Origin of the sequence: Bartonella raoultii, assembly GCF_019659805.1 — a bacterium.
Taxonomy (GTDB): Bacteria; Pseudomonadota; Alphaproteobacteria; order Rhizobiales; family Rhizobiaceae; genus Bartonella; species Bartonella raoultii.
The window spans coordinates 149801-174123 of the sequence record NZ_JAIFRO010000003.1 but is presented as its reverse complement, the minus strand read 5'-3'; the positions used below and the strand labels follow the sequence as shown (position 1 = coordinate 174123).

Sequence of the window (24323 nt, the reverse complement as noted above, 5' to 3'; positions counted from 1 at the left end):
GAATTTTGAAACTGACGTGCACAAAGAATGGTCCCCGATATCCCTCCTATACCAAATTGATACCCCTTTAACGCTGCCATCAAAGCAAAAGATCTTGTCTTTCCAGACCCGCGTCCACCCCAAGCCGCTCTGACCAAAGCATCCCCTGCAAAAAGAGAAATAAGCTTTGGAACAATCTTAATCTGTCTTGTCGTCATTTAATAAAGGAGCTATTTCTACACGCCCTATGATCTTCACGGCTCCCCCATTCTCTCCTGTCACTTGCAAGGGCAAAATCTTCCCAAGCAGTGCTAAATAAGCCGCGGGGCAATCCATTGCCTGCTTTTCTAAATAAGACACCAAACCCTCATTGCCTATTCTATTACCAGCATTTTCTGCTGCCTTCAGTACTGCTTCTTTAAGAACACGCGTGATTTTATTAGGGACACCTTTTACACGCCCTATGCCTGCTCTTGGTGGAATACGTTTTTTTATGGGCTGTAAAACCTGCTCTGTGTTTTCGGATGTCATAAATTCCTCCCTCCAGATAATAAAAAACCCCGCATTTGCGGGGATTTAAACTGTACATCACCCTCATTTAGATACAATACACCTAAGTACAGTAATGTCATTAAATACAATTCGTTACAACTTGTCAACACAAAAATAACACATATTGATAACTTCAAGAGGAATCTGTTAGGTAGTTAAGATGTAAATTAAGGTAGAAACAATGTTTATAAAAAAAACTCTCTTTAGAAGCATATTAATTATCACACTTTTTACAACGTATTTTATATCCCCTTCAAATGGATACGCTAATCCCAATGAATTATTCTGTTCAAAAGAAATTATAGAACGAGAGAGAGCGCTCCGTAAATACATGTTTGATGTAGATAACTGGTGGGAAAGCGCTTTCCGCAACTCTTTATGGTTCGCAAATACTTCACGTATAGCAAAGCATAAACTTGAACAACATGCCAACATGATGCAACAATGGCACGATATAATTATAAAACGAATGCGTTTATCGCGTGTTTTAACCGAAGATATGACAAATGAAATAACGGAAATGAAAAATTTAATTAAGGCAAAACAATCTAAAAACTATATAGAAATATCAGAAATTTTGGAACGTCTTTCCGGAATTCGAAATTTTATGGATAGTAATAGGAAAGAACTTGAAAAACTAGACTATCAAATGGAAATACTATATAAACTTCTAAGGGATATCCGTTAATAATTACATGATTTTTTGAAAATACTTATGAAGCGCATTAAGAGCAACCTTTAGTGAGCTTACAAGATGTGGTAATTCTTGATCTTCACTAACAAGATACTGTAGCGCAGCGTAAAGATTGTGCTGTCTATAGAGATGTTGCGCTTCTTTTATTGCCTCTTGCATGTTTGCAAACTTCTCTGTTGCAAATTCTACCCATTTGTCCCTTGCCTTGTCATCTGCTGACGATGGCATTTCATCATAAATCGCGCTTGGCAAGCCTTTTGCACAAAGGTAATTATTTCGTATCTGTAAATATTTTTGAGCAGCATCATATTGCTCTTGAGTAAGCACGCCTTGCAAACAAAGCCGCCCTATGTAAGTACCAGAAAGTGGATTTTTCGCATCTTGTAAGCTTAAACCAAAGCGCTTTGCACGTATTTCTATTGCTAATTTATCAATAGCTTCACGAGGTGTTTTTGACCGTGATAGACGTCCATTGGCTTCTCTTATATGCCCTGTGATTTTAGGGCGTCCCCTCTTTTTATTTTTTTTCACTTATACCCTCTGTTTAAAAAGAAACGCCATCATTTGCTACTGTAGGCATATCAAGAGGTCTGTAAATGCTTCTCTCATAAGAAGAGGACTGCTCTTGATTATCATCATTTTTGCTATCTAAGAGCTTTAAATCCCCTTTGTATTTTGGTAAAATAACCTCTGTTATATAACGATCAACACCGTTTTTATCTTGCCATTTACGGGTTTGCAATTGCCCCTCTAGATACACTTTAGAGCCTTTGTGAAAATACTGAAGCGCTATTTTTACCAATTGTGAATTAAAAATAACAATGGAATGCCATTCTATTTTGTCTATTTTCTTATTACTTGCCTTATCGGTATAGCTTTCGGTGGTAGCTAAACGAAAACTCACCATTTCGCTACCAGTAGACATTATTTTACTTTCAGGATGAGAGCCAATATAGCCAATTAAAATCACTTTATTAAGCATTCGCTTTAGATCCATTAATAGGAATAACACATAACAATACAAAGAACGTATAACCAGCCATTATTATAACACATTATAGGCTATAGTTACAAACGAAATTATTATTATAAGCTATTGAATCTAAAGAATGAATCCCATTTTTAGTTTGCTTGATTTATTGCTTTTTTATACAAATTATGTATTATAGAGATATTCGTCTCATTAGGATGTCAAAAGGACATCACGCATTACAAAACAGAAGCCGTGTCAAAAGCAATTGATACGGCTTTGTTGCATTTGCATATAATTAAGAAAATCAAGATTTAAGATTATGATGATGTTAGATAAAAAGAAAACCCTTTCACGTAATACATGAGCAAGGGCTTTCCACTTTTTAAATCTGTATGTTGTATAGCAGATTATGAATAAATTGGCAATATTGAATTCACAATGATATCTTAAAACGAAGATTTGTTTTTTACTAAAAGGAAAACACTTAGAATAACGTCGCTATTAAAAGCAAGCATCATTTACTTTAAGAGCAATTTGATAAAAATTGTATTGCGTTTATACATAAAATATGTAATTTAGAACCATATCACTAAAGTGATATCTCCTTTATTGTTAGTTAGTTTTTCATATTTCTCTAGATTCAAAGCCGTATCATTTCATTTTGATACGGTTTTTTCTTAATCATGCTTGCCATTATACACAAAATGTGTAATATAGATTTGATGTTGATTAAATATTGTGTATTGCGTAAAAAGCCGCGTTCATTAAGGACACGGCTTTCTTTTTTCTGTTTAAGACCAGACCCCAAACCCCTTATTTATGCTGTTTTTTCTAAAGTTTCTTCACTAACATCAGTATCTTTATAAACTCTTTTATTGCCTTTAATAACGGCATTCCCAAAAACTTTTACAGAGAAATAAACCTTCACTTTTCCTTGAATGCACGCATTATCATAAATCTCCGCCTCGGGATAAATACAAGCCGACCCCGATATTTTTGCATTCCCATAAATAAAGCCACCAACACAAGCGCTATTCAAAATTTTTGCATTGTCATAAACCTTTGCTTCTGGAGATACCATGGCTTTATTACAAACAATGGCATTCCCATAAATTTCACCACAAATTGCTGCATTATCACATATTTTTGCATTACCGTGAATATAAGCAGTCTTTTCAAGAACCCGCGCCTTATCACTAACTACTGCATTTCCTGCTACCCTTGCTTCCATAAAAACACAAGCGTTATTACGTATTTTTGCATTTTCACTAACAATAGCACCATGTGAAACGGCGGCATTATCGTATATCCAACAATTGCCATCATGAGAGAGATTGCTTTCATTTTCAATAAAACCACCTAAATCACCAGCCTTTACACCATCAAAATCTCTTAATGCTCTAATTCGGTATAAAGTAATCCCTTCAATATCGTAAGTTTCATTAGTAAGTTCATATTTTTTAGATACATTTGTAGTGGTCATAGGTTGCTCCCTAATCTAGTATTCGTTAAATTGTGAATGGAAATCTTTTAAAAAGAGGCGCCCCCGCCGCGCCGTTGCTTTTTTTACGCGGCTTGCTCTGAAAGTTTTTTACGATCAGTAATCACAACATTGTCACTAACATTGTCACAAACGCTAGCATTTCCACAAATTTTTGCATTCCCATGTATCTTTGCAACGCTATAGACAGAAGCATTATCAAATACCTTTGCATTTCCAAAAACCTCTGCACTGCTTTCAATACTCGCATTGCCAAAAACATGCGCATTCCCATAAACCTTGCCATTTACCTCTGCTTTACCATAAACTTTAGCATTATCAAAAATACGAGTGGTGTAATTCGTTTGTACATCACCAAAAACCTCGGCATTCCCATAAACACAACCGTCTATCCAAGCCTTGTCATGTATTTTTGCATTATCGTAAACACGAGCGTCACCATAAATCCACGCATCACCAGCGATTTGCGCATTCCCATAAACACGAGCCCGCTGACAGACACGAGCATTATCTCTAACCCAGCAGTCACCATCATGTGAAAGATGTTCGCTGCTTTCTATAAAACCACCTAAGTCGCCTGCTTTAACATCTGCAAAGTCTCTAATAGCTCTAATGCGTCTTAATGTGTGAATACCTGCAACAATCGTCTCGCCCGTAAATTCATATTTTTTTGGAACGCCTTGCTTTTTAGGAGGAACGGGGCCAGTATCAGTTGCTCCCATGTTATCTGCAATAGCTTTAATAAGAGCGTGACGAAAACCATTCATATATGTCATGATATTTATCCTAGTTATTTAGAGTTTTTAATTGACAGCCCACAAGGGCGCCGGGTGCTAAAAACACGGTAACTAGTCCGTTGCTTATACTTTTCCCTCGCGAAGGGTCTTGTATAGTATAAACACACCCGACATAAATCATTATACGCCTTAACAAGCACAAAAGACAGCCAGTATTTTAAGAAATGGGAGAAACCTTATCGTGGTTTATCCGCTAGTTATCTCGTGGTTTTTAAACACTTGACGCCTTTCTAAACGAACCTGCCTTTAATGTCAATACGTATTTTTTATTTTTTGCATTTTTTCCTGTTTTGATATTTACCCAGTTGAATATCAAGTGCTTTTTCTAACTCGCGATCTATATCATCATCATAAGCTTGTGAATAACTCTTCTCCCCTTCATTGCTAATCTCACAAATCAAACGGTCTTTCATTGTGCGTTTTTTGATTTTCTTATTAACCTCATTAATCAGCGCTTCACAACTCAATACGCTTCTTGGCAAATCACCACCGTATATCCACGCTTTCACTTGCGCCTTGCTACTGTAATCTACAGTTTCAGGCATCTCATGATATTGGCCACCTTCAAATTCTTCGTATTCTCTCATTCCATCATCATATTCGTAAAGATTGTAAAAATATTCTGCTACTCCTAACCCCCACGGGGCATGCCCTCTTATCGTTGCAACAAACTTTTTTTGCATGGGCGGTTTATGATTTGTTAAGAATAAATGTTTAAAAAAACCCATATCTTTTAATTCCAGTTTGTATTTTGTCGCTATAGTCTATTTACCTTAAATTTAACTGTACAAAGCGTTTTGTAGTTTTTACGTATCATTATCAAAAAATTAAATAATCGCTTTGTACGGTGCCTTTTTATCGATTTAAACGTATATCCATACAAATAGCCTCTCTACTTTTCAACATTTTGCTAGCTAATCAATGGTTTTTATTATGCCTCCTATCCCACTTAAAACCTGTTCAAAATTGTGCTTTTGAATAATGCTAAGCGCTTTTGAAGCATCGCTTGCTTCTTGTGCTTTCAATGCCTTTTCACGGCTGTTCAAAACAGCTTTGCGTACAATATTGGCTTGTCTCAAAAGGTTATCTTCCAAATCACGACATAACCTCACAAGTTCACGCGTGCTCGGAAAAAACGTATCCGATAAACCGTCTATCTCATCACATAAAATCCGTTTAACTGCTGTCATTAGTGACCATGCTGAAACTTTTTCTAAAGCCATTCCATAGGTTAATGCCATTCCCTCATGATCAGATTGTTGCGATATTTTTAAACCACATGACAGCATGCGAATAGCTTTGCCTATATCCTCTTTGCTTGCTTTCACTGCGAATAGCTCCTGCAACTGATCAGCAGCCTCTAAAGCAATCGCTTCCTGCTGTTTTGTTAATTGGCTGCCATCCTTCAAAACCAATGGGAACTCCTGTGGTGGTATCATCGCGTGAATGTGCTTCAAAGTATCCTCGATTTCCGATATCAAGCAGGCTGTCTGCGATACGTTCCCCAATGCTTTTTTGCTTTTGAGTGTAATTTCCATAATTTTTACCTTGTTGATTGATTTCGTATTTTTTTGAATTTCTTACCCAGTTACGCCATGTCGCTTGCCAATCGGTTTTGGCTGCATTAGCACCCGCTTTTGAACGCCAGTAATCTCGAAATTTTGCAATTTCGACTTTCACACGCTCTGGAGGCAAACCCTCTGCAAGTGCAAAATCGTAATCCGGTTCGAAATCAGCAGGCAAGCGACAACCTCTATCGGTTTTAACCCGCTTGGCTTTCTTAGGAACGTTTTCTTGCTCGTGAATAGGAGGTTGGTTTTCTGATGATGTTGCGATTTGTTCTGATTGAACATCATCACACTCGATTGGCTCTCCAACCAAATCGCTTGTTTCTAAATCTTCAAAATCGATTTCTTTTTTTGATAAAACGATAGTTTTATTTTTTTTATTATATATGTTAATGTTATTGTTAATGGCATCATCATGCATTGCATATGCATTGCACGTGGATTGCATATGCATTGCACGTGCATCATGATTACTTTTATCTTTATTTTTATTCCATCTAGCTTTTGCTGCTTTTGAAGCTTTTTCTGAAGATTTATCTAAATTTTCATTACAGTTATTGAGTTCTTCCTCAACATCTAAATTCCATAAGCGACCATCTGCCAAACGAATAAGATATCCTTCTTCAAGCAAGACATTTAACGCTGCTTCAAACTTCTTCACTGAATAACCAGTGTAATGAGATAAAACTTTAATGTTATAAAAAAGAGGTTCACCAGTATGCAACATACGTAATCGTAATCGCATATAAATATTGCCCTCTACAGCAGGCAAATAATCAACAACCATTGCCCACCTGTCTGCGAAGAGCCTCGTCCATGGCAACTTAGTTGACATGCATTGCCTCCTCTCTTTTCCTACTCCATCTTATATTCGCTGCTTTTGAAGCTCTTTCTGAAAATTTACTGAGGCTATAATCAAAAGCTAATGACTTATGCCATAGGTTCCCATTCTCTAAACGCGTGATGTAACCAATGCTTATTAAAGTCTCTAAGGCCTTTTGAAACGTTTTTATTGAACACCCACACCAGCTTGATAAATAAGATGCATTATTGATAAGAGGCGCTTTCTTATCATTCATAAGCAACACAACGGTTGTATAAACTGCCTTCTCTGTTGCTTTTAAACCCATAAGCTCTTTTAAAAACTGATCTGAATTAAACTTTACACACTCTACTTTTTTACTGGGCATCGCTCTAAGATCTCCCTCTCTTTAATTAAATGTAAAATTGCTAAAGCATCCGCTTCATTATCATCACAAGGCGCATGCCCTTTTACACGCATTGCCTTAATCATCTCTTCTTTCGACGCATTCCCCTTGCCTGTCGTCGCTTTCTTAATTGTACAAACTGGAATGCCCTCATACGGTATCTGATGATGTTCACACCATGCCGTTAAGGTTGCTAATAAACCACCATAAACATGCGCCGCATCAGTTCCAACATGACGCCTTACCTCTTCAAAATACACCGCATCAATGCTCCCTGCTGTCTGCTTGATTTCTGTAAGCCATCTCTTAAAGCGTAAATAACGCATCCCACCGCCTTCAAATCGGCGTGATCTAAAATTAATGCTACCACTAAGGATACTCCCATCAGCACCACTTATCGCCCAGCCGGTCTTCGTTCCTAGATCAAAGCAAAGAATTGTATGAAGCATCCCAATCATCAGCCTTTACTTCACTTCATTCTGAGAGGACGGTCATCACAACCAATCTCTTTTGCCTCACATTCCATTAAAAACAGAATGCAACAAGCCGCATGTGCCAAGTGTGATAAACCACTCTCGCTATCCTTACCCTCTCCTCCAAACCATGCTAATAAATGACGCAACGCTGCACCGTGAAACCGGCTCCAATCCATACCATTACGCCAATTATTTGCTCCGTATTTCTTGGCCCCAAATTCTAAAACACGACCAATTTCTATAAGAGCTAAAGGCGGTATAAGATCTAAACGAGGCTTCCCATCATCATTCTTATGCGCTTCATTTACAGCCATCATCATCTCCTCAAGGCTGTAAAATGTCACACGCGCTATGAACGGGTGAGTTTGTGACAAATGAAGAAGAGTTCTCTTGATACCAATCACTAGGACTTACGTAATTACCTGTAACTTCTGCTATTTTTTGTATTATTCTAGGATGAGGAAACCTCTTTCTATTTATATAACGAGCTATTGATGTTTGAGTAACACCTACCAAAATCGCAAACTCAGCATAGGTAATGTTATTCTTTGATAAATATGATTTTAGCTTAGACATTCCTTCTTTTACCGTATTGGTATTATAAATGCAAGTTATTTTTACCACTTTGGTATTTGAAAGGATATTTTTTTTAATTAGGATAAGAATCATGAATAATTTAAAATTTTTCAGACAAAAAATAGGCTTAACTTCAAAACAATTAGCCGAGCTAGCGGGAACTAGTCAGCCACAAATTTTCCGTTTAGAAAATGGCCAGAGGAAACTAACGAAAGAGTGGGCTGTACGTTTAGCACCCCATTTAGAGGTTACACCAAAGCAATTGCTATTTTCAGGACAAGAGCTTAATAGCTTAGATGAACAAATTGAAGATATGTTAGAGCACCTAAGCTATGATAATAAGATTAAACTCCTTGATCTCCTTTCTTCATTTTATCAAGATAAAAAAGAATAAATTGTCTTTTTTCATCTTCTGTCAATTTGTTCCACAACTCTAGTATTCGTCTATTAATTGATCGTTCTTGATCCATTTTTTACCTTCAAATAAAATAAAATAAAATAAAATAACCATTTTGGTATTGACTAAATATTACCATTTTGGTAAAAATTGCCTCATATCTTATAAATTAACCATTGCCAATAGGCTCTATGGAGGCAGTTGTGGACAAACCAATCTTTATAAATTCTGATGAGATTCTTTTAGTCATGTGCGAAAATGAAGCACAAAATCTGGCAAAATCAGGACCTTTCTACGAAGAAAAAGACATTATCGACTTTATTGATGAAGCCGATAATGCCATCAAAATCATGCGCATCGAACCAATAAATAACAGATGTGAAGATATCTCTGAAGATCTTGCTGAGTTCTACATTAAAGAACGTGAAGAACAATGTTTTAACGACATTATACCTCATGACTTTGTAAAACATAGTTCTGCATATAGTTTTTTTTTAGATGAGATCAGACAGCAAGAATATGACGACAAAAGATACGGTACTTATGAACAGCAAAACCGTTTAACCTTTTGGGACGTTCTTCCAAACTACCCAAACTATACATGGCGTTTTTAAAAGCGCCTCTTTTCCTCAAATCATAACAGAACGCTTCTTTAAACACAGGCGTATTTCACGCAACGGGAAAGTTGCGTGCATTAAAAGGAAATACAGATGACAAATTCCCCTTTAACAACCATGGCAAGTAAATATGGGTTTTCTCATGAACAATTTCGAAAAACAATCATTAAAACATGTATCAATTATAACTTCTCTGATGAAGAATTCGCTGCTTTTATTTCGGTAGCCAATACCTATGGTCTTAACCCTTTAACCAAAGAGATCTATGCTCTTCCTAAAAGAGGCGGCGGCATTATTCCTGTCGTCTCAATCGACGGATGGATTAAGATTATTAAGTCTAATCCTCAATTTGATGGGATGACCTTTCAAGATCAACTTGATAAAGAGGGCAATATCATTGCTATCAAATGCGCTATTCGTCTTAAAAATATTAAAGACCCTATCGAAGTTACTGAATATTTAGCTGAATGCAAACAAAAAACTGATACTTGGCAAAAATACCCAGCACGCATGTTGCGTCATAAAGCAACCATACAATGTGCGCGCTATGCTTTTGGTTTTTCAGGTATTTATGAAGAAGATGAAGCCGCGCGCATCAATGAAGTAAACCAAAATATACAAGATAAAATGGTCTCTTATGAAACGCTTATGCAAATCAAACAATTAATGGACAGCACGCAAACAGAAGAAAACAAAATTCTCACTTATGCAAAAGCCAACACGCTTGCCGATATATCAGATGGACAAGCGCAAACCATTTTGCACCTTTTGAAAGAGAAACAACAAAAGCAAAGGATTGAAGCACAACACTCTTTACCAACAAAAGAGCAAATAGAGATGCCTGTACAAGAGGCAGAATATATTCATATCCAAGATATCGAATATGAACAAACGCAACAACAAACGGCGGTGTGAGATGGAACAAAGAACGGCAGAATGGTTTCAAGCAAGATTAGGAAAAGTCACCGCTTCTAATATTTACAACATACTGAGTAAAACAGCAAAGGGAACGCCTACAAGCAAATATGAAGACTACAAAATCAAGCTTATAACAGAACGTTTAACGGGAGAAATAAGCCCCCATTATGAAAATGAAGATATGAGATGGGGCATTGAACATGAAGAAAATGCCTTGCATGAATATAGCCTTATCCATGATGCGAATGTTACAAAATGCGGCTTTATTCAACATCCTACAATAGAAATGGCGGGGGCAAGTCCTGATGGGCTCGTTGATGAGCACGGGTTAATTGAAATCAAATGTCCTAGATCAACGACCCATATGCGCTTCTTTATAAATGATGAGATCAAACCTGAATATCATGCACAAATGCAATTTCAAATGGCATGTACTGGACGCAAATGGTGTGATTTCATCAGCTATGATCCGCGCTTTACGGGACAATCATCTCATTTACGCATGAAAATCAAACGTATCCACCGTGATGAAAAACATATTGAACAAATTAATCAGGCTGTAGAAGCCTTTTTAAAAGAAATAGAACAAGAGATCAAAAAGATTTCAACAAAAGCCGCATAAAGTTATGGGGGTGCTGCTGTCCACACATGCCTCCTAGCACCCCCACCCTTTCCTAATTCTATAAAGAAGAAAGACCACTTAAATGAAAGAAGAAAAATTATTAGCATCAATAGAAAAAATAAGTTTGTTTGAACAAGCGTTATTATCAATGCGCTTGCAAAGGCTCGTCAATATACAAGACCTATCGATTTATCTTGGAATGTCTATAACTTCTATTAGAGAGCTCGTAAAAGCTGGAGCTTTTCCTAAACCAATACAAGAAGGGCGATACTTAAAATGGGATATTGTTGAAATTGACCGCTATATTGAAAGTAAAAAAGCCGAAAGAGACGCTATACAATTAGCATCACTATCGTAACAATCAGCGCCCAGTCACAAAAGACGCCCACTCTTCTAAAAGAACACGACGCTGTTCCAAAAAATCAGTCCTCATATAGGCTTTTGTGACTGAATTTCCTACTGAATGAGACAACGTAAATTCCGCAATTTCAAATGGTGTTGACGTTGTCTCTGCTATCCAGTCACGAAGGCTAGACCTAAAACCGTGAGGACGATAAGCAAGCCCTCTATCTTTCATAAATTTAGAAAGCGTCATATCAGATATAGGCTGTCCAGAATTCCCAACAAACAAAAATCCATTTTTTTCGATTGCTTTTGCTTTTTCAATAATAGAAAGCGCTTCATCTGTAAGTGGTACACGAAAAGCAGAAACCTTTCCAACTATCCCTTTCATATTTTCTTTTGGAATCGTCCAGATTGATTGATTGATTTCCTCCAACCGTATATGCCGGATGGGCATTGAACGAACACCAGTTAAAATTAGAAGTTTTAAGGCTAAATTTGATACAATATTATCATTTAAAGATTGATAAAAATGAGGAACTTCTTTCCATGGCATAGCCGGAATATTTTGAACATTTTGAATAAATTTTCCCAATAAAGCTTTTGCTTTTGGTACCAATTGCATATCTACATCTATACCACGTGCTGCGGCATGTTTTATAGCAATATTTAAACGCGATAAAGCCTTGTTTGCTGTTTCATTTTTTGTTTTCCAAATAGGCGATAAGCACTCTTTTATATCAATCTGCGTCAATTCAGTAATTGCTATATCTCCAAGCTTAGGAAAAACATGCAATGTGAGAGGTGTTAACCACCTTGCTGCTGTTCCTTCATTTTTCAATTCGCTTTTTTTCGCTTCAAAAGCGCTTAAAACAATTTCTCGTAAAGAAATACTGTCAATCGACCGCTGTAATTTTTCATTGTTCCTTTTACGAATCGGATCAATCCCTTGGTTTAAAAGATCACGGCAAGAGATAGCCTTAAGTCTTGCTTCTTTCAAAGATACAACGCTACAAGAGCCTAACCCCATTTCACGACGTTTTTTATTGAAATCAAATCGAAAAACCCAACGTCCTTGATTCTGTGTTGTTTTAATAAGCCATAGTCCAGCTCCATCTGCATATTTACCTTTAGGCAAATTTTTTACAGATAAAGCAGATAATCTATCACGTGTTCTTGTTTTCCTAATCACTTTTCAAACCACCTTTTGAACCACCTTTTGAATCATGCTTTCAGCGGATTCATCAGATATCAAAACCGTATGTAAAAAACAATTAAGGAAATAAAAACAATCACTTATAATCGAAATGAGATAAACAACGATATCAAGTGATATTGTAGAAAATACTAGAGTGGTGCGGTCGAGAAGACTCGAACTTCCACGGGTTTCCCCACAGCGACCTCAACGCTGCGCGTCTACCAATTCCGCCACGACCGCACGTGGTAAAAACAAACATATTGGTTCACGGCTTTAACAAATCAAAAAGCGAGACACAAGTCTATTTTTATTTTCCCATAATTTATTTTGGTTGAATAATTTATAATTCAATATAAATCACGAAAATATAGGCTTTACTATGATCTTTCAACCATCGTCATAAAATGAGCCTGTGAATCTTGATTTTTTTCATAATAACCATGAAAACTTGTTGTAATTGTTGTAGAACCTTGCTTTTGAATTCCTCTCATAGCCATACACATATGTTCAGCTTCAATTAAAACCGCAACACCACGAGGCTTTAAATGCGCCTCTAAGGTATATGCGACTTGAGCTGTCATAGCTTCTTGTGTCTGTAAACGACGAGCAAAAACATCTACAATACGCGCAATTTTTGAAAGTCCAACAACTTTTTTATCAGGAAGATACGCAACATGCGCTTTCCCAACAATAGGAATCATATGATGCTCACAATGTGAATAAAAAGGAATATTTTTCACTATTATTGATTCATTATATCCTGAAACTTCTTCAAAAACTGCACCTAAGATCTCTTCAGTTGACTGATTATAACCAGAAAAAAGTTCACGATATGCCTTGGCAACGCGCTTTGGAGTATCTAAAAGCCCTTCTCTCTCCGGATCGTCTCCTATCCATAAGAGTAATATCCGAATTGCTTCTTCTACCTCTTCAACATTAGGACGTTTTTTTTTAGATAAAAATGAATTTACCGTACCTCCTTTACCAACATTTTGCATTTAAAAACTCCACGCTACCCTGTACAAAGCATTTGCCAGATATCCATTTTATCTTGTATAGTCTCTATATAGGAGAATGAAAAGCCTAAACAATCATAACTCTCAAAATTTCAGGCAATAGTGAATGATTGATAGCATCTATAATGATAAAATATTTGAATATGCTGCACATATAAGTAGGATTGGACGCCTTAATAATCCAGATGCGACATCAAAAAAATATGCACGTCTTTGTGGATCAACAGTTATTGTAGATCTCAAAGTAGAAAATGACATAATTATAGATTTCGCTCATGAAGTGCATGCATGTGTGTTAGGGCAAGCCTCGGCATCACTTTTAGCATCGCATATCATAGGACAAACAACACAAAATCTTAAAGTTTTACATAAAATTATCTATTATATGCTAACAAAAAATGGCCCCCCTCCTCAACCTCCATTTGCAGCATTTTCTTGCTTACAGCCTATTAAAGATTATAAAATACGACATGACTCAACAATGCTTCCTTTTGATGCAACTGTTGATTGTATTAAAAAAATCGAAGAAAAATAAATGCTGAAGTCCCAATATAAGAAAAAAGAAAAACAAACACGAAACTATACAGGTCCTTTGCGGAAAACACCTGGACGATTATTAGGTACTTTTTTAATACGTTTATACCAGATAACACTTTCCAGTTTTATAGGAAACCAATGTCGTCATGCACCAACCTGTTCAGAATATACTTATGAAGCGATTGTACGACATGGATTGTGGGCGGGGGCGTGGATGGGACTTTTCCGTATCATACGTTGTGGTCCATTTGGAACACATGGATTTGATCCCGTACCTATCTACCTTGATAGTTCTTGTTGTTTTTATAAACCTTGGCGCTACTGGAAAATTTCTACAAAACATAACAAATAATTCTTTTCTTTTTGCACATGTGTTGATAGAAAATAAGGCTATTAATCTTAACGTATTATAATTAAGTTTTCACGAAACCATCCGCAATCGTTAGCGGAATTGGATGAAAGGGTTATTTTCATGTCTCACTCTGTTTCTCTTTTTTTTCCCGACGGTTCAAAACGTGATTACCCTATAACCATGACCGGCTTTGAATTAGCTGAAACCCTTTCCAAATCACTCGCAAAAAAAGCAATTGCTTATAGTCTTAATGGAATTACTCGAGACTTATCAGACCCATTAGGACAATCTGGAAAAGTAGAAATTATTACGCGAGAAGATCCTCGTGCTCTTGAAATCATACGTCATGATTGTGCACATGTCTTAGCTGAAGCAGTGCAAGAGCTCTTTCCTGAAACACAAGTAACAATCGGCCCTGTTATTGAAAATGGCTTTTATTATGATTTTTCACGCCAACAGCCTTTTACGTTAGATGATCTAATAATCATTGAAAAAAAAATGCGTGATATTATCAAACGCAATAAGCCTTTTAAAAAAGAAGTTTGGTCTCGTGAGAAAGCCCGAAAAGTTTTTTCTGAAAAAAAAGAATTTTATAAGGTTGAGCTTATCGACAGCATTCCTGAAAATCAAGATTTAAAAATCTATTATCAAGGTGACTGGTTTGATCTTTGTCGTGGTCCACATGGGCAATCTACCGGACAAATTGGAAATGCCTTCAAACTAATGAAAGTTGCAGGAGCCTATTGGCGTGGCGATGCCAATAATCCAATGCTAACAAGAATTTATGGTACAGCATTTGCTCATGACAGTGACTTAAAAAACTACCTATACATGCTAGAAGAAGCTGAAAAACGTGATCATCGTCGCTTAGGGCGTGAAATGAATCTCTTTCACTTTCAAGAAGAAGGACCAGGAATGATTTTCTGGCATAAAAAAGGCTGGAAAATGTTCCAAAATTTAATCAGTTATATGCGTAGACGTCTAGATGACCATCAATATGAGGAAGTTAATGCACCTCAAGTTCTTGATAGGTCACTTTGGGAAATATCTGGGCATTGGGGATGGTATAAAGAAAACATGTTTAAAACCATACCAGCAGCTGAAGATTGGGATAGTGAAAATATTTTTGCTCTTAAACCGATGAATTGTCCTGGTCATGTGCAAATTTTTAAACATGGTTTAAAATCTTACCGAGATTTGCCCATGAGGCTTGCTGAGTTTGGTGTTGTCCATCGTTATGAGCCTTCAGGCGCTCTACACGGTCTCATGCGTGTGCGTAGCTTTACACAAGATGATGCACATATTTTTTGTACAGATGAACAATTGGCTCATGAATGTCTTAATATTAATGATCTGATTTTATCAACTTATGCCGATTTCGGTTTTAAAGAAATCAGTCTTAAATTTTCAACGCGCCCAGAAAAACGAGTCGGATCTGATGCCCTATGGGATCAAGCAGAAAATATTATGAAATCCGTTCTAGAAATGATCGAGACAAAATTTTCCGGACAAATAAAAACAAGTATTCTTCCAGGCGAAGGTGCATTTTATGGTCCAAAATTTGAATACACATTAAAGGATGCTATTGGCCGTGAATGGCAATGTGGAACAACACAATTAGACTTTAATCTTCCAGAACGTTTTGGTGCATTTTATATTGATAAAGATTCAGAAAAACGCCGCCCTGTTATGATTCATCGTGCTATTTTTGGATCAATGGAACGTTTTCTTGGTATATTAATTGAAAACTTTGCTGGACATATGCCACTTTGGCTTGCACCTGAGCAAGTTGTTGTAGCCACAATTACATCCGAAACTACCGAATATGCAAAAAAAATAATTGCAAGGCTTAAAACTGCTGGACTTTCTGTAATATCAGATTTTCGTAATGAAAAAATCAATTATAAAATACGAGAACATTCCTTACAAAAAGTTCCTGTCATTTTGGTATGCGGTAAACGTGAATCTGAAACAAACAGCGTGAATATGCGCCGCTTAGGAAGTACAGAGCAAATGTGCTTATCTATAGAAGAAATAATTAAGCAGCTTACCGATGAAGCAACACCTCCAGATTTACGTCGCTTAATCAACGCCTAAAAGGCGTTAAAAGTAAAGAATAAATACGTTGAAAGCACGAAGATTACCGTGCTCTGTCAAGCACACGTTTACATTCAATGAGCTCAAAAAGGGTTTCTTGCAATAAGGCCTTATCTGTTTTATCTTTATATGCATTCACAGATCCAATAGATGCGTGCTCCTCATTTTTCATAAAATTTAAAAGTCCAAAAGAAGATTTTTTGGGCTTACTACTGTTAGATTCAGAAGTTCTTTCTGCATGTTTTTTTTCCATTACAACATTCATAGCATCAAGATCACCGTTACCAAATCCAGTAACAAAAGCGACGCCATTTTCTTTTAAAAGGCGTTGAACACCTTTTATCGTATAACCTTGATCATATAACAACTGCTTAATAGCATTGAGCAAATCAATGTCACTTGGACGATAATAACGCCTACCGCCACCTCGTTTCATTGGTTTAATCTGTCTAAAGCGTGTTTCCCAGAATCTTAATACATGCTGCGGAAGCTCCAATAACTCGGCTACTTCGCTAATTGTGCGAAAAGCATCAGAGCTCTTATCCATTTTTCAACACCTTATTTAAAATACTACAAATGATTCTATAATAATTCATCGTGTTTTAATTTCTCAATAATATTCGTCAAAAATACGATTTACTTAACTACATTTAAAATAAAAAGCTTCTTGCTTAAATCTTTTTAAAAAAGGATATAGAATTTTATCTTATACTATTCTTTACGTGATATTATTTTTCTGTCTTGCACGATGTGAATCTAAAATTCTTTGTTTAAGTACATTTGCAGCTTTAAATGTCACTACACGTCGCGGCGGAATGGGCGCTTCAATACCAGTTTTAGGATTGCGTCCAACACGCTCATTTTTGCTACGGACTTGAAAAGTTGCAAAAGAAGACAATTTCACTGATTCACCTCTCACAAGTGAATTACAAATTTCATCCAAAACCAATTCGACCAAAGCAGCTGATTCAGTGTGTGACAAGCCCACTTTTCTACAAACTACGCTCGCTAAATCTGCACGCGTTACTGTCTTACTTGTCATTATAACTACCTATTCAAATATTTAAAATTACAAAGTGATTTATACGTTTTATTCAAATATGGTCAAGCGACTATAATCTACAAACGAATAAGAATAGCTCCCCATGTAAACCCTCCTCCCATAGCTTCTAACATGATGAGATCTCCTTTTCGAATTCTCCCATCACCAATAGCCGTCGCTAAAGCCAACGGAACCGATGCAGCAGATGTATTACCATGTTGATCAACGGTAATCACTACTTTATCTATAGCAATCCCTAATTTTTTGGCTGACGCTTCAATAATACGTTTATTAGCCTGATGCGGTACAAACCAATCTAATTGTGAAGCATTCATACCAGCAGCTGTAAAACAATCATCAACTACATCAGTAATCATACCAACAGCATATTTAAAAACTTCTCGTCCTTCCATACGTAAATGACCTGTTGTTTGCGTTGTTGAGGGGCCCCCATCAACGTACAACTTATCTGTATAAGCACCATTAGAGCGCAACTTTGCTGATAGTATACCACAACCAGAACGCATAGTATTCTCAAATTCTTGTGCTTCTAAAACAGCAGCTCCTGCACCATCACCAAATAAAACACATGTCGTACGATCTTTCCAATCTAAAATGCGGGAAAATGTATCAGATCCGATAACCAAAATCCTTTTAACCGCTCCACAACGTAGATAGGCATCTGCTGTTGTTAAAGCAAAAATAAAACCAGAACAAACAGCTTGAATATCAAAAGCAAATCCATGGCTCATCCCTAAAGCATACTGAATTTCAACGGCAGAAGCAGGAAAAGTACGGTTTGGTGTCGAGGTTGCTAAAAGAATACAATCAATATCTTTTATCGTAAGACCAGCATTTATAAGTGCTTTTTGTGCGGCTTCTACCCCTAAAGAAACGGTTGTTTCATTGTCATTAGCAATATAGCGTTGGCGTATGCCCGTACGTTGAACAATCCACGAATCTGATGTTTCAACAAACTTAGCCATCTCATCATTCGATAAGTTTTTTTGAGGCAAGGCACTTCCTACACCACACAGAACTGATCGAATCATTCGTATCTAACCTTTTCTTGAGACTTTTTACTTATATTAAAAAAAATTATCATATCATCTCCGTATTTATCATCACTTCATTATCTTGCTCAAAAAGCATTTCTTTATTTTCATGGAATTGTCTTAAATCAGCTGTAATTTTTTTCAAAAGCCCATTATTGACCATTTCATAACCTACGCGGATAGCAGAAGCAAAGCCATTAGCATTAGCACTTCCATGACTTTTTATAACAACACCATTCAAACCTAAAAGCACACCACCATTTACTCTATCGGGATCCATTTTATGTTTTAATATACGAAACGCACTCCGTGAAAAAAAATAACCAAGGGAAGCTAAAAAGGAGCTACGCATAGCAGAGTTTAAGATCTCTGCTATCTGGCGAGCTGTCCCCTCCGCTGTTTTTAAAGCAATATTACCAGAAAAACCCTCTGTTACAACAACATCTACTGTTCCCTTTCCAATGTCATTACCTTCAACGAAGCCTTTATACTCTAATCCTTCTAATTGTATCTCACGCAGTACCATTCCAGCCTTTTTGATAGCATCAAGCCCCTTAACATCCTCCACCCCCACATTTAAAAGCCCAACACTTGGCCTTTCAGTATGATACAAAGCGCGAAACATTCCCGCCCCCATAACAGCTAAATCAACTAATTGGCTAGCAGATGCACCAATCGTTGCTCCAATATCCAAAACAATACTCTCACTTCGAAGTGTTGGCCAAATACCTGCAATTCCAGGACGTTCCGCCTCTGCCATCATTTTTAAACAAAAATAAGACATTGCCATGAGTGCACCAGTATTACCAGCAGAAATACAAGCATCAGCTTCGCCATTTTTTACCGCTTCAATTGCATGCCACATGGACGATTTACCACGTCCATTGCGAAGTGCTTGGCTTGGCTTTTCATCCATACGTGTATAACTTTCTGTAGGAAAGAAACGTGATAAAGAAGCCAAACAGGGATATTTTTTTAAAACTGGTTTAACAACCTCATCTACCCCATAAAACAAAAAATAAATATTTGGCAAAGCTTTTTGTACAATTGCTGCTCCTGCAATAGTTGCTTCTGGACCATAATCTCCCCCCATAACATCCACAGAAATTCTAATCACGCTCGCATATCCCACATCTTTTCCTTTACGTTTTTAAACGCATATTATAATTTTTTGTTACTGAGTAAACCTGAAGCCAATTGTATAAATAGGCTTCGCAGAAAATATTGTTTTTATGATAACATCATCATAGATACTGTATTTTTATAATTACTTCCAATTTTTCAAAACAGAAAATGGTGATAATTTTTTTTCAGGTTCTTCTAAGTTTTTAATTATATTCATATTTGTTCCCTCTTTACGCGGATAATGATTAATGGATAATTCAAAAAATTCTTCCATAACCGCACCAACATCAATTTTATCACCATAAAACACTTCTGGTGTATCTAGCCCCTCCGCATCTAAAAATAGTTCACCTGTATTTTCTGATATTTTTGGCTTTATCAAATTTGAATCTTCAGGGACAAAAACAACCTCTATTTTTTCATAGAGAATATTCTCTAATGGCTCTAATGTAACAACACATAACTGTATTATACGCGCCTGCAATAGACCTTTTATACGAACTCCACGCTTTTTCCACGGAAAAATATGAAATTTTCCTTCACAAAATTTTACTTCAACTAAATCGTGATTTCTAGCTAAGTGTGCACACTCTTGTTCATCTGCACAAATATGAACCTTGAGCCCCTTAGCAGGCAATGAACGTACTGATACTGGATAAGCCATAGCAAATGTCATTTGAGAAGCATTTTGAACATTCATTGGCAACTCCCGAACATAAAATCATGTAATATACTGTATTTTGTTTAGTCAAAACATATTTTATTTATTTTTTTCTTTTCTAAAGAAACTCTGTATGGCATAATTCAACTTATAATGGGGAAACTCAATGTAAGCTATGATATATTTAAGTGAAAATAAGAAAAATTTGAGATTGCCTTCTTGTCATCTATCTATAAATAAGGGAGATATCATTGTTTCAGGAGTTCAACAAAAAAACCTCAATTAAACAAAACTTATTGATTGGTTTATTAACAGTAAGCATGATAGCAATTACGGGATGTAGTGTTCTTGATTCTTCAGGATCAAGTCAAATCTATAGAGAAGGCTATATTCTTGATAAAAATGCTCTTAATTCTATTTCTGTTGGATCAAGTCAAGAGCAAGTTATTTTAGCTTTAGGAACCCCCTCTCTCAAAACACAATATGATAATGAGGTCTTTTATTATATTTCACAAACACGCTACCGTGGTATGCAATTTATGAAAACAAAAATCGTTGATCGCAAAGTATTGGCTATTTACTTTAATAAAAATGATCAAGTTACAAAGATAGCCCATTATGGTCTACAAGATGGGCAGATATTTGATTTTATCACGCAAACAACGCCAACCGCAACAAAAGAACAGCCTTTTTTGATTCAAATTATCAAAGGTCCTGCGAATCTCCCAATACATAACTAAATATGTGAATACTTGATAAAACTAGATTTTAACGATTATAAAAACGAATAATCTAAAGATTGTAACACAATTTCTAGAGACGTATTTTTTTTGCCATCTTATCAAGAACAGCATTCACGAGTTTTGGTTCATCACTTTCAAAAAATGCTTTTGCTATATCAACATATTCACTTACAATAACTGCTACAGGAACATCTTGACGATTGACCAACTCCCATAAACCTGCTCGCAAAATCGCACGTAATATAGAATCGAGACGTGAAAGTGACCATTCGCTAGAAAGTTGTTGATGAAGCATGGGATCAAGCTGTTTTTGATCTCTTACAACACCAGTAATAATAGCTAAAAACCACTGGAAATCAGCATCAATATACTGATTTCCATCAATATCTTTTCCTAAGCGATAAGCCTCATACTCAGCTGCTGTTTCCATCACACCAGAACCTACAATATCCATTTGATAGAGTGCTTGGACTGCAGCAAGTCTTGCTGCTCCACGTTTGTTGGCTGAACGCGAAGAATATCTACCTTTTATATCAGCCATATTTAACGATTATCTCCAAATCTCTTTTTTAGAGCGATCATACATAAAGCAGCTTCAGCAGCAAAGCCACCTTTATTTTTTTTCTCCTGTTTTGCACGCTCCCATGCTTGTTCTTCATTTTCAACAGTCAAAATACCATTTCCAATAGCCAATTGTTTATGCACCGTTAAATCCATCAAAGCACGACAAGAATCATTAGCAACAATTTCAAAATGATATGTTTCTCCTCGGATAACACACCCAAGAGCGATATAACCATCATATGAGACTTTACTCTTATTTTCGGCAAAGGCTATTGCACTTGGTATCTCTAAGGCTCCAGGAACTGTCACAACATCATAGCTCACTTGAGCTTTTTGCAAAACATTCACAGCACCTGCTAGAAGAGCATCAGAAATCGCCTCATAAAAACGTGCTTCAACGATCAATACGTGCAACTTTTTACCTATTTCTTTTGCCATAACGGAATCTCATATAAATTAAGTTTATAAAACACAAAATTCTAAACATGAGAATAAAATTTTAACTTATTCATCGTTCATTTTAAAACCAGAAAGCTTAGCAACATAACGGGCAAGTTGATCAATTTCTAAATTAATTTTATCTCCAATTTTTGTTTTCCCCCAAGTTGTTACTTCAAGTGTATGGCGAATAATAAGAACATCAAAAATACAATCTTTAACACAATTAACAGTCAAAGATGTCCCATTAAGTGCAATAGATCCTTTGTTGACAATAAAAGGCACAAATCGTTTTGGAACTTGTAAAAAAAAACGAATGGCATCTCCTTCATTTTTCTGTTCAATAACTTCAGCCAAACCATCAATATGACCAGAAACTAAATGTCCCCCCATTTCATCACCCAATCTCAGAGAACGTTCTAAATTAACAAGAGTTCCTTTTGTCCAATCAGCAAGATTAGTCAAACGCAAAGCTTCTTCCCACGCTTCTACCGCAAACCAATTGGTCTTTTTCTGTTTTGATCCACACTCAACAATTGTCAAACAAACTCCTGAGCATGCAATTGATGCACCAATTTCTAAACTATCCATATCATAGCGCGTGGAAATATTAAAACGTACTCCTTGCTTTAAAGAATATATGTCTTCAATATAACCGATATCCGTTATAATTCCTGTAAACATAATGTCTTACGTCTCCATTTATAAAAACGATCATTTCCAAACATTCTCGTTTCAACTTCATGAAATTGAGAGAGGTAATTCTTAAAATGAGGCGCTTCAATACGGTTTTTGCCTAAAGTAATAGGAGCATAAAAGCATATTAAATTATCCACACAACCAGCATTTAAAAACATTTCTCCTGTCTTTACTCCCCCCTCTAATAAAACGCTATTAATTCCCTGTTTATAGAGTAGCTGTAAAATAGCAAAGGGTGACATATAACCATCACTGACTTCTACAGAATAGACGGATACACCATACTGTTCCAATGCACCTTTTTTACTTTTTTGTATAAAATTTGCATCACAAATGACCCATGTAGGAATCTTTTTTGCCGTTTGAACAACTTTTGCATCTAGTGGAATACACAGATCTGCATCTAAAATAACCCGTATAGGCGATCGATCTTCCATTCCTGGCAAACGACAAGTTAATTGTGGATCATCTGCTAATATAGTCCCAACACCAACAACAATAGCATTATTTTGAGCACGTAAAATATGCGTATGAGCATGCGAAATCATTCCACTAATTTGTATACCCCCCTGCCCTCTCTTTCCCACACCATTATCAGCAGAAATTGCCATTTTTAAAGTAACTGCACAGCGTTGTAACTTTCTTATACACCAATGCGTACATAATGATTCTAAAGCTTCTTCAGACAAAATGCCCTCAACAACCTCAATGCCAACCTTACGCAAAAGAGCAATACCACGACCATCAACCCTCTTATCTAAATCAGAAAGAGCAATAACAACCCGTGAAATACCCGAATCAATAAGTGCATTAACACATGGTGAAGTATTACCATAATGCGAACAAGGTTCTAAAGTAACATAGATTGTGGCCCCCTTTGCTAAAGAACCGGCCATGCGAAGGGCTTGCACTTCAGCATGAGGTCTTCCGTTTATGGCTGTCACACCATATCCAACAATAGAAGTTTCTATGCCGTTAATGTTTTGCACGATTAGTGCACCGACTGAAGGGTTTTCACCAGTAAGGCCTATATGACGTTCCGCTAAACGGATAGCTGCAGCCATAAACCGCTCATCTTGTACTTTTTTATTCATCAAAACAAGATTCTGTATCCGTTATATCCTTTGACAACTCATCAATAATATCGTGAAAATCACTCGCATTACGAAAATCTCGATAAACAGAAGCAAAACGAATATAAGCAATATGATCAATACTTTTTAACGCTTCCATAACAAGAAACCCTATTTTTTCTGATGCAATTTCTGGCTCTCCTAAGCTTTCAAGGCGACGGACAATGCCAGAAATTGCACGTTCAATATATTCAGGATCAATATTTCGTTTACGCACAGCAAGATCAACAGATCGCATTAACTTATCACGATCAAATGGCTCACATCGACCACTCTTTTTAGAAACTAAAAGCTCACGTAACTGAACACGTTCAAAAGTTGTAAAACGGCCACCACACACGGAACACACACGCCGTCGACGAATAACCGTCCCCTCTTCTGCAGGACGCGAATCTTTAACCTGTGTATCTTCATATTGGCAGTAAGGGCAGCGCATCTTTTTT

General features: G+C 36.6%; 34 protein-coding genes, 1 tRNA gene and 1 pseudogene. 10 read left to right on the top strand and 26 right to left on the bottom strand.

The window, feature by feature from the left end; genetic code table 11:
• Positions 1 to 197: pseudogene (locus tag K3248_RS08640) on the bottom strand (PBSX family phage terminase large subunit); the annotation flags it as partial.
• The gene (locus K3248_RS03555; RefSeq protein ID WP_220716903.1) at positions 178 to 510 is read right to left on the bottom strand and encodes a hypothetical protein; all 333 of its coding nucleotides are present in this window, start codon (positions 508 to 510) and stop codon (positions 178 to 180) included. The gene K3248_RS03555 and the pseudogene K3248_RS08640, both read right to left, overlap by 20 nt.
• A 202-nt stretch (positions 511 to 712) precedes the next feature.
• Between K3248_RS03555 and K3248_RS03550 the strand changes: the two genes are divergently transcribed.
• Entirely contained in the window at positions 713 to 1219 is a 507-nt protein-coding gene (locus tag K3248_RS03550; RefSeq protein WP_220716981.1) for a hypothetical protein, read from the top strand.
• 3 nt (positions 1220 to 1222) lie between these two features.
• On the opposite strand, the gene K3248_RS03545 is transcribed toward K3248_RS03550, so the two are convergent.
• The 11 genes from K3248_RS03545 to K3248_RS03495 all read right to left on the bottom strand — a co-directional run bounded on the left by K3248_RS03545 (position 1223) and on the right by K3248_RS03495 (position 8324).
• Positions 1223 to 1756 (bottom strand): hypothetical protein, encoded by a 534-nt coding sequence (locus K3248_RS03545; RefSeq protein ID WP_220716979.1) that lies wholly within the window; start codon positions 1754 to 1756, stop codon positions 1223 to 1225.
• Between the two features lie 13 nt (positions 1757 to 1769).
• A complete protein-coding gene (ssb, locus tag K3248_RS03540; RefSeq protein ID WP_220716900.1) occupies positions 1770 to 2207 on the bottom strand; it encodes a single-stranded DNA-binding protein in 438 nt (145 codons plus the stop codon).
• An 808-nt stretch (positions 2208 to 3015) separates the two neighbouring features.
• Entirely contained in the window at positions 3016 to 3681 is a 666-nt protein-coding gene (locus K3248_RS03535) for a hypothetical protein (RefSeq protein ID WP_220716977.1), read from the bottom strand.
• 83 nt (positions 3682 to 3764) lie between these two features.
• Positions 3765 to 4475, bottom strand: a complete 711-nt coding sequence (locus K3248_RS03530) for a bactofilin family protein (protein WP_246588257.1) — start codon at positions 4473 to 4475, stop codon at positions 3765 to 3767.
• 287 nt (positions 4476 to 4762) lie between these two features.
• On the bottom strand, positions 4763 to 5224 hold the full coding sequence (locus K3248_RS03525) for a hypothetical protein (RefSeq protein WP_220716896.1): 462 nt from the start codon (positions 5222 to 5224) through the stop codon (positions 4763 to 4765).
• 186 nt (positions 5225 to 5410) lie between these two features.
• The gene (locus K3248_RS03520) at positions 5411 to 5905 is read right to left on the bottom strand and encodes a hypothetical protein (protein WP_220716975.1); all 495 of its coding nucleotides are present in this window, start codon (positions 5903 to 5905) and stop codon (positions 5411 to 5413) included.
• On the bottom strand, positions 5847 to 6899 hold the full coding sequence (locus tag K3248_RS03515) for a DUF1376 domain-containing protein (RefSeq protein WP_220716973.1): 1053 nt from the start codon (positions 6897 to 6899) through the stop codon (positions 5847 to 5849). Before K3248_RS03515 ends, K3248_RS03520 begins: the two co-directional genes overlap by 59 nt.
• Positions 6889 to 7254 (bottom strand): DUF1376 domain-containing protein, encoded by a 366-nt coding sequence (locus K3248_RS03510; protein ID WP_220716893.1) that lies wholly within the window; start codon positions 7252 to 7254, stop codon positions 6889 to 6891. Before K3248_RS03510 ends, K3248_RS03515 begins: the two co-directional genes overlap by 11 nt.
• Entirely contained in the window at positions 7236 to 7721 is a 486-nt protein-coding gene (locus K3248_RS03505; RefSeq protein WP_220717144.1) for a crossover junction endodeoxyribonuclease RuvC, read from the bottom strand. Before K3248_RS03505 ends, K3248_RS03510 begins: the two co-directional genes overlap by 19 nt.
• A 20-nt stretch (positions 7722 to 7741) precedes the next feature.
• Positions 7742 to 8062 (bottom strand): dATP/dGTP diphosphohydrolase domain-containing protein, encoded by a 321-nt coding sequence (locus tag K3248_RS03500; RefSeq protein WP_220716971.1) that lies wholly within the window; start codon positions 8060 to 8062, stop codon positions 7742 to 7744.
• Positions 8063 to 8072: 10 nt separating this feature from the next.
• Entirely contained in the window at positions 8073 to 8324 is a 252-nt protein-coding gene (locus tag K3248_RS03495) for a helix-turn-helix domain-containing protein (RefSeq protein WP_220716969.1), read from the bottom strand.
• Positions 8325 to 8415: 91 nt separating this feature from the next.
• Between K3248_RS03495 and K3248_RS03490 the strand changes: the two genes are divergently transcribed.
• From K3248_RS03490 to K3248_RS03470, 5 genes are all read left to right on the top strand, one after another.
• A complete protein-coding gene (locus K3248_RS03490; RefSeq protein ID WP_220716967.1) occupies positions 8416 to 8718 on the top strand; it encodes a helix-turn-helix domain-containing protein in 303 nt (100 codons plus the stop codon).
• Positions 8719 to 8924: 206 nt separating this feature from the next.
• Positions 8925 to 9335, top strand: coding sequence for a hypothetical protein (locus tag K3248_RS03485; RefSeq protein ID WP_220716965.1), 411 nt, complete (start codon positions 8925 to 8927; stop codon positions 9333 to 9335).
• Positions 9336 to 9431: 96 nt separating this feature from the next.
• Positions 9432 to 10253 carry a phage recombination protein Bet gene (bet, locus tag K3248_RS03480; protein WP_220716888.1) on the top strand — a complete coding sequence of 274 codons (822 nt, stop codon included), beginning with the start codon at positions 9432 to 9434 and terminating at the stop codon, positions 10251 to 10253.
• A 1-nt stretch (position 10254) separates the two neighbouring features.
• The gene (locus K3248_RS03475) at positions 10255 to 10878 is read left to right on the top strand and encodes a lambda exonuclease family protein (protein ID WP_220717142.1); all 624 of its coding nucleotides are present in this window, start codon (positions 10255 to 10257) and stop codon (positions 10876 to 10878) included.
• 82 nt (positions 10879 to 10960) lie between these two features.
• Complete coding sequence (locus K3248_RS03470) at positions 10961 to 11236, top strand: helix-turn-helix transcriptional regulator (RefSeq protein WP_220716963.1); 276 nt, start codon at positions 10961 to 10963, stop codon at positions 11234 to 11236.
• Between the two features lie 3 nt (positions 11237 to 11239).
• Here the strand turns inward: K3248_RS03470 and K3248_RS03465 are convergent, their stop codons facing one another.
• The 3 genes from K3248_RS03465 to folE form a co-directional block, all read right to left on the bottom strand.
• A complete protein-coding gene (locus tag K3248_RS03465) occupies positions 11240 to 12412 on the bottom strand; it encodes a tyrosine-type recombinase/integrase (protein ID WP_220716961.1) in 1173 nt (390 codons plus the stop codon).
• A gap of 161 nt (positions 12413 to 12573) precedes the next feature.
• A tRNA-Leu gene (locus K3248_RS03460) sits at positions 12574 to 12658 on the bottom strand.
• Positions 12659 to 12795: 137 nt separating this feature from the next.
• Positions 12796 to 13416 (bottom strand): GTP cyclohydrolase I FolE, encoded by a 621-nt coding sequence (gene folE, locus K3248_RS03455; RefSeq protein ID WP_220716960.1) that lies wholly within the window; start codon positions 13414 to 13416, stop codon positions 12796 to 12798.
• Positions 13417 to 13540: 124 nt separating this feature from the next.
• Here folE and K3248_RS03450 point away from each other — a divergent pair, with 124 nt between their 5' ends.
• The 3 genes from K3248_RS03450 to thrS all read left to right on the top strand — a co-directional run bounded on the left by K3248_RS03450 (position 13541) and on the right by thrS (position 16420).
• Positions 13541 to 13969, top strand: coding sequence for an iron-sulfur cluster assembly scaffold protein (locus K3248_RS03450; protein WP_220716957.1), 429 nt, complete (start codon positions 13541 to 13543; stop codon positions 13967 to 13969).
• Positions 13970 to 14323 carry a membrane protein insertion efficiency factor YidD gene (yidD, locus tag K3248_RS03445; RefSeq protein WP_220716956.1) on the top strand — a complete coding sequence of 118 codons (354 nt, stop codon included), beginning with the start codon at positions 13970 to 13972 and terminating at the stop codon, positions 14321 to 14323.
• 120 nt (positions 14324 to 14443) lie between these two features.
• The gene (gene thrS, locus K3248_RS03440) at positions 14444 to 16420 is read left to right on the top strand and encodes a threonine--tRNA ligase (RefSeq protein ID WP_220716955.1); all 1977 of its coding nucleotides are present in this window, start codon (positions 14444 to 14446) and stop codon (positions 16418 to 16420) included.
• A 43-nt stretch (positions 16421 to 16463) separates the two neighbouring features.
• Here thrS and K3248_RS03435 read toward each other — a convergent pair whose 3' ends face one another.
• The 5 genes from K3248_RS03435 to K3248_RS03415 all read right to left on the bottom strand — a co-directional run bounded on the left by K3248_RS03435 (position 16464) and on the right by K3248_RS03415 (position 20342).
• The gene (locus tag K3248_RS03435; RefSeq protein ID WP_220716954.1) at positions 16464 to 16967 is read right to left on the bottom strand and encodes a MerR family transcriptional regulator; all 504 of its coding nucleotides are present in this window, start codon (positions 16965 to 16967) and stop codon (positions 16464 to 16466) included.
• A 171-nt stretch (positions 16968 to 17138) separates the two neighbouring features.
• Entirely contained in the window at positions 17139 to 17462 is a 324-nt protein-coding gene (locus K3248_RS03430; protein ID WP_220716953.1) for an integration host factor subunit alpha, read from the bottom strand.
• A gap of 77 nt (positions 17463 to 17539) precedes the next feature.
• Positions 17540 to 18514: a beta-ketoacyl-ACP synthase III gene (locus K3248_RS03425; protein ID WP_220716952.1), complete on the bottom strand. Its 975-nt coding sequence runs from the start codon at positions 18512 to 18514 to the stop codon at positions 17540 to 17542.
• A gap of 49 nt (positions 18515 to 18563) precedes the next feature.
• Entirely contained in the window at positions 18564 to 19634 is a 1071-nt protein-coding gene (plsX, locus tag K3248_RS03420; protein ID WP_220717155.1) for a phosphate acyltransferase PlsX, read from the bottom strand.
• A gap of 150 nt (positions 19635 to 19784) precedes the next feature.
• The gene (locus K3248_RS03415; RefSeq protein ID WP_220716951.1) at positions 19785 to 20342 is read right to left on the bottom strand and encodes a YceD family protein; all 558 of its coding nucleotides are present in this window, start codon (positions 20340 to 20342) and stop codon (positions 19785 to 19787) included.
• A 281-nt stretch (positions 20343 to 20623) separates the two neighbouring features.
• On the opposite strand from K3248_RS03415, the gene K3248_RS03410 reads away from it, so the two are divergent.
• Positions 20624 to 21043 carry an outer membrane protein assembly factor BamE gene (locus K3248_RS03410; protein ID WP_220717153.1) on the top strand — a complete coding sequence of 140 codons (420 nt, stop codon included), beginning with the start codon at positions 20624 to 20626 and terminating at the stop codon, positions 21041 to 21043.
• Between the two features lie 73 nt (positions 21044 to 21116).
• Here the strand turns inward: K3248_RS03410 and nusB are convergent, their stop codons facing one another.
• The 5 genes from nusB to nrdR form a co-directional block, all read right to left on the bottom strand.
• A complete protein-coding gene (gene nusB, locus K3248_RS03405) occupies positions 21117 to 21587 on the bottom strand; it encodes a transcription antitermination factor NusB (protein WP_220716950.1) in 471 nt (156 codons plus the stop codon).
• 2 nt (positions 21588 to 21589) lie between these two features.
• The gene (locus K3248_RS03400; RefSeq protein WP_220716949.1) at positions 21590 to 22048 is read right to left on the bottom strand and encodes a 6,7-dimethyl-8-ribityllumazine synthase; all 459 of its coding nucleotides are present in this window, start codon (positions 22046 to 22048) and stop codon (positions 21590 to 21592) included.
• Positions 22049 to 22114: 66 nt separating this feature from the next.
• Entirely contained in the window at positions 22115 to 22732 is a 618-nt protein-coding gene (locus K3248_RS03395) for a riboflavin synthase (protein WP_220716948.1), read from the bottom strand.
• Positions 22714 to 23841, bottom strand: a complete 1128-nt coding sequence (gene ribD, locus K3248_RS03390; protein WP_220716947.1) for a bifunctional diaminohydroxyphosphoribosylaminopyrimidine deaminase/5-amino-6-(5-phosphoribosylamino)uracil reductase RibD — start codon at positions 23839 to 23841, stop codon at positions 22714 to 22716. Before ribD ends, K3248_RS03395 begins: the two co-directional genes overlap by 19 nt.
• Positions 23834 to 24316, bottom strand: coding sequence for a transcriptional regulator NrdR (nrdR, locus tag K3248_RS03385; protein ID WP_220716946.1), 483 nt, complete (start codon positions 24314 to 24316; stop codon positions 23834 to 23836). Before nrdR ends, ribD begins: the two co-directional genes overlap by 8 nt.
• Positions 24317 to 24323 lie beyond the last annotated feature (7 nt).

What these genes read in the sequence shown, in the direction of transcription:
- K3248_RS03495 (WP_220716969.1), bottom strand. Translation starts at nt 8,324, where the DNA reads ATGTCTAAGCTAAAATCATATTTATCAAAGAATAACATTACCTATGCT.
- K3248_RS03555 (WP_220716903.1), bottom strand. Translation starts at nt 510, where the DNA reads ATGACATCCGAAAACACAGAGCAGGTTTTACAGCCCATAAAAAAACGT.
- K3248_RS03510 (WP_220716893.1), bottom strand. Translation starts at nt 7,254, where the DNA reads ATGCCCAGTAAAAAAGTAGAGTGTGTAAAGTTTAATTCAGATCAGTTT.
- K3248_RS03490 (WP_220716967.1), top strand. Translation starts at nt 8,416, where the DNA reads ATGAATAATTTAAAATTTTTCAGACAAAAAATAGGCTTAACTTCAAAA.
- yidD (WP_220716956.1), top strand. Translation starts at nt 13,970, where the DNA reads ATGCTGAAGTCCCAATATAAGAAAAAAGAAAAACAAACACGAAACTAT.
- ssb (WP_220716900.1), bottom strand. Translation starts at nt 2,207, where the DNA reads ATGCTTAATAAAGTGATTTTAATTGGCTATATTGGCTCTCATCCTGAA.
- K3248_RS03435 (WP_220716954.1), bottom strand. Translation starts at nt 16,967, where the DNA reads ATGGATAAGAGCTCTGATGCTTTTCGCACAATTAGCGAAGTAGCCGAG.
- K3248_RS03505 (WP_220717144.1), bottom strand. Translation starts at nt 7,721, where the DNA reads ATGCTTCATACAATTCTTTGCTTTGATCTAGGAACGAAGACCGGCTGG.
- K3248_RS03525 (WP_220716896.1), bottom strand. Translation starts at nt 5,224, where the DNA reads ATGGGTTTTTTTAAACATTTATTCTTAACAAATCATAAACCGCCCATG.
- nrdR (WP_220716946.1), bottom strand. Translation starts at nt 24,316, where the DNA reads ATGCGCTGCCCTTACTGCCAATATGAAGATACACAGGTTAAAGATTCG.
- nusB (WP_220716950.1), bottom strand. Translation starts at nt 21,587, where the DNA reads ATGGCTGATATAAAAGGTAGATATTCTTCGCGTTCAGCCAACAAACGT.
- K3248_RS03400 (WP_220716949.1), bottom strand. Translation starts at nt 22,048, where the DNA reads ATGGCAAAAGAAATAGGTAAAAAGTTGCACGTATTGATCGTTGAAGCA.
- K3248_RS03470 (WP_220716963.1), top strand. Translation starts at nt 10,961, where the DNA reads ATGAAAGAAGAAAAATTATTAGCATCAATAGAAAAAATAAGTTTGTTT.
- K3248_RS03415 (WP_220716951.1), bottom strand. Translation starts at nt 20,342, where the DNA reads ATGAATGTTCAAAATGCTTCTCAAATGACATTTGCTATGGCTTATCCA.
- K3248_RS03430 (WP_220716953.1), bottom strand. Translation starts at nt 17,462, where the DNA reads ATGACAAGTAAGACAGTAACGCGTGCAGATTTAGCGAGCGTAGTTTGT.
- ribD (WP_220716947.1), bottom strand. Translation starts at nt 23,841, where the DNA reads ATGAATAAAAAAGTACAAGATGAGCGGTTTATGGCTGCAGCTATCCGT.
- K3248_RS03500 (WP_220716971.1), bottom strand. Translation starts at nt 8,062, where the DNA reads ATGGCTGTAAATGAAGCGCATAAGAATGATGATGGGAAGCCTCGTTTA.
- K3248_RS03535 (WP_220716977.1), bottom strand. Translation starts at nt 3,681, where the DNA reads ATGACCACTACAAATGTATCTAAAAAATATGAACTTACTAATGAAACT.
- K3248_RS03550 (WP_220716981.1), top strand. Translation starts at nt 713, where the DNA reads ATGTTTATAAAAAAAACTCTCTTTAGAAGCATATTAATTATCACACTT.
- K3248_RS03450 (WP_220716957.1), top strand. Translation starts at nt 13,541, where the DNA reads ATGATTGATAGCATCTATAATGATAAAATATTTGAATATGCTGCACAT.
- K3248_RS03475 (WP_220717142.1), top strand. Translation starts at nt 10,255, where the DNA reads ATGGAACAAAGAACGGCAGAATGGTTTCAAGCAAGATTAGGAAAAGTC.
- bet (WP_220716888.1), top strand. Translation starts at nt 9,432, where the DNA reads ATGACAAATTCCCCTTTAACAACCATGGCAAGTAAATATGGGTTTTCT.
- K3248_RS03410 (WP_220717153.1), top strand. Translation starts at nt 20,624, where the DNA reads ATGATAGCAATTACGGGATGTAGTGTTCTTGATTCTTCAGGATCAAGT.
- K3248_RS03530 (WP_246588257.1), bottom strand. Translation starts at nt 4,475, where the DNA reads ATGACATATATGAATGGTTTTCGTCACGCTCTTATTAAAGCTATTGCA.
- folE (WP_220716960.1), bottom strand. Translation starts at nt 13,416, where the DNA reads ATGCAAAATGTTGGTAAAGGAGGTACGGTAAATTCATTTTTATCTAAA.
- K3248_RS03515 (WP_220716973.1), bottom strand. Translation starts at nt 6,899, where the DNA reads ATGTCAACTAAGTTGCCATGGACGAGGCTCTTCGCAGACAGGTGGGCA.
- K3248_RS03425 (WP_220716952.1), bottom strand. Translation starts at nt 18,514, where the DNA reads ATGATTCGATCAGTTCTGTGTGGTGTAGGAAGTGCCTTGCCTCAAAAA.
- thrS (WP_220716955.1), top strand. Translation starts at nt 14,444, where the DNA reads ATGTCTCACTCTGTTTCTCTTTTTTTTCCCGACGGTTCAAAACGTGAT.
- K3248_RS03395 (WP_220716948.1), bottom strand. Translation starts at nt 22,732, where the DNA reads ATGTTTACAGGAATTATAACGGATATCGGTTATATTGAAGACATATAT.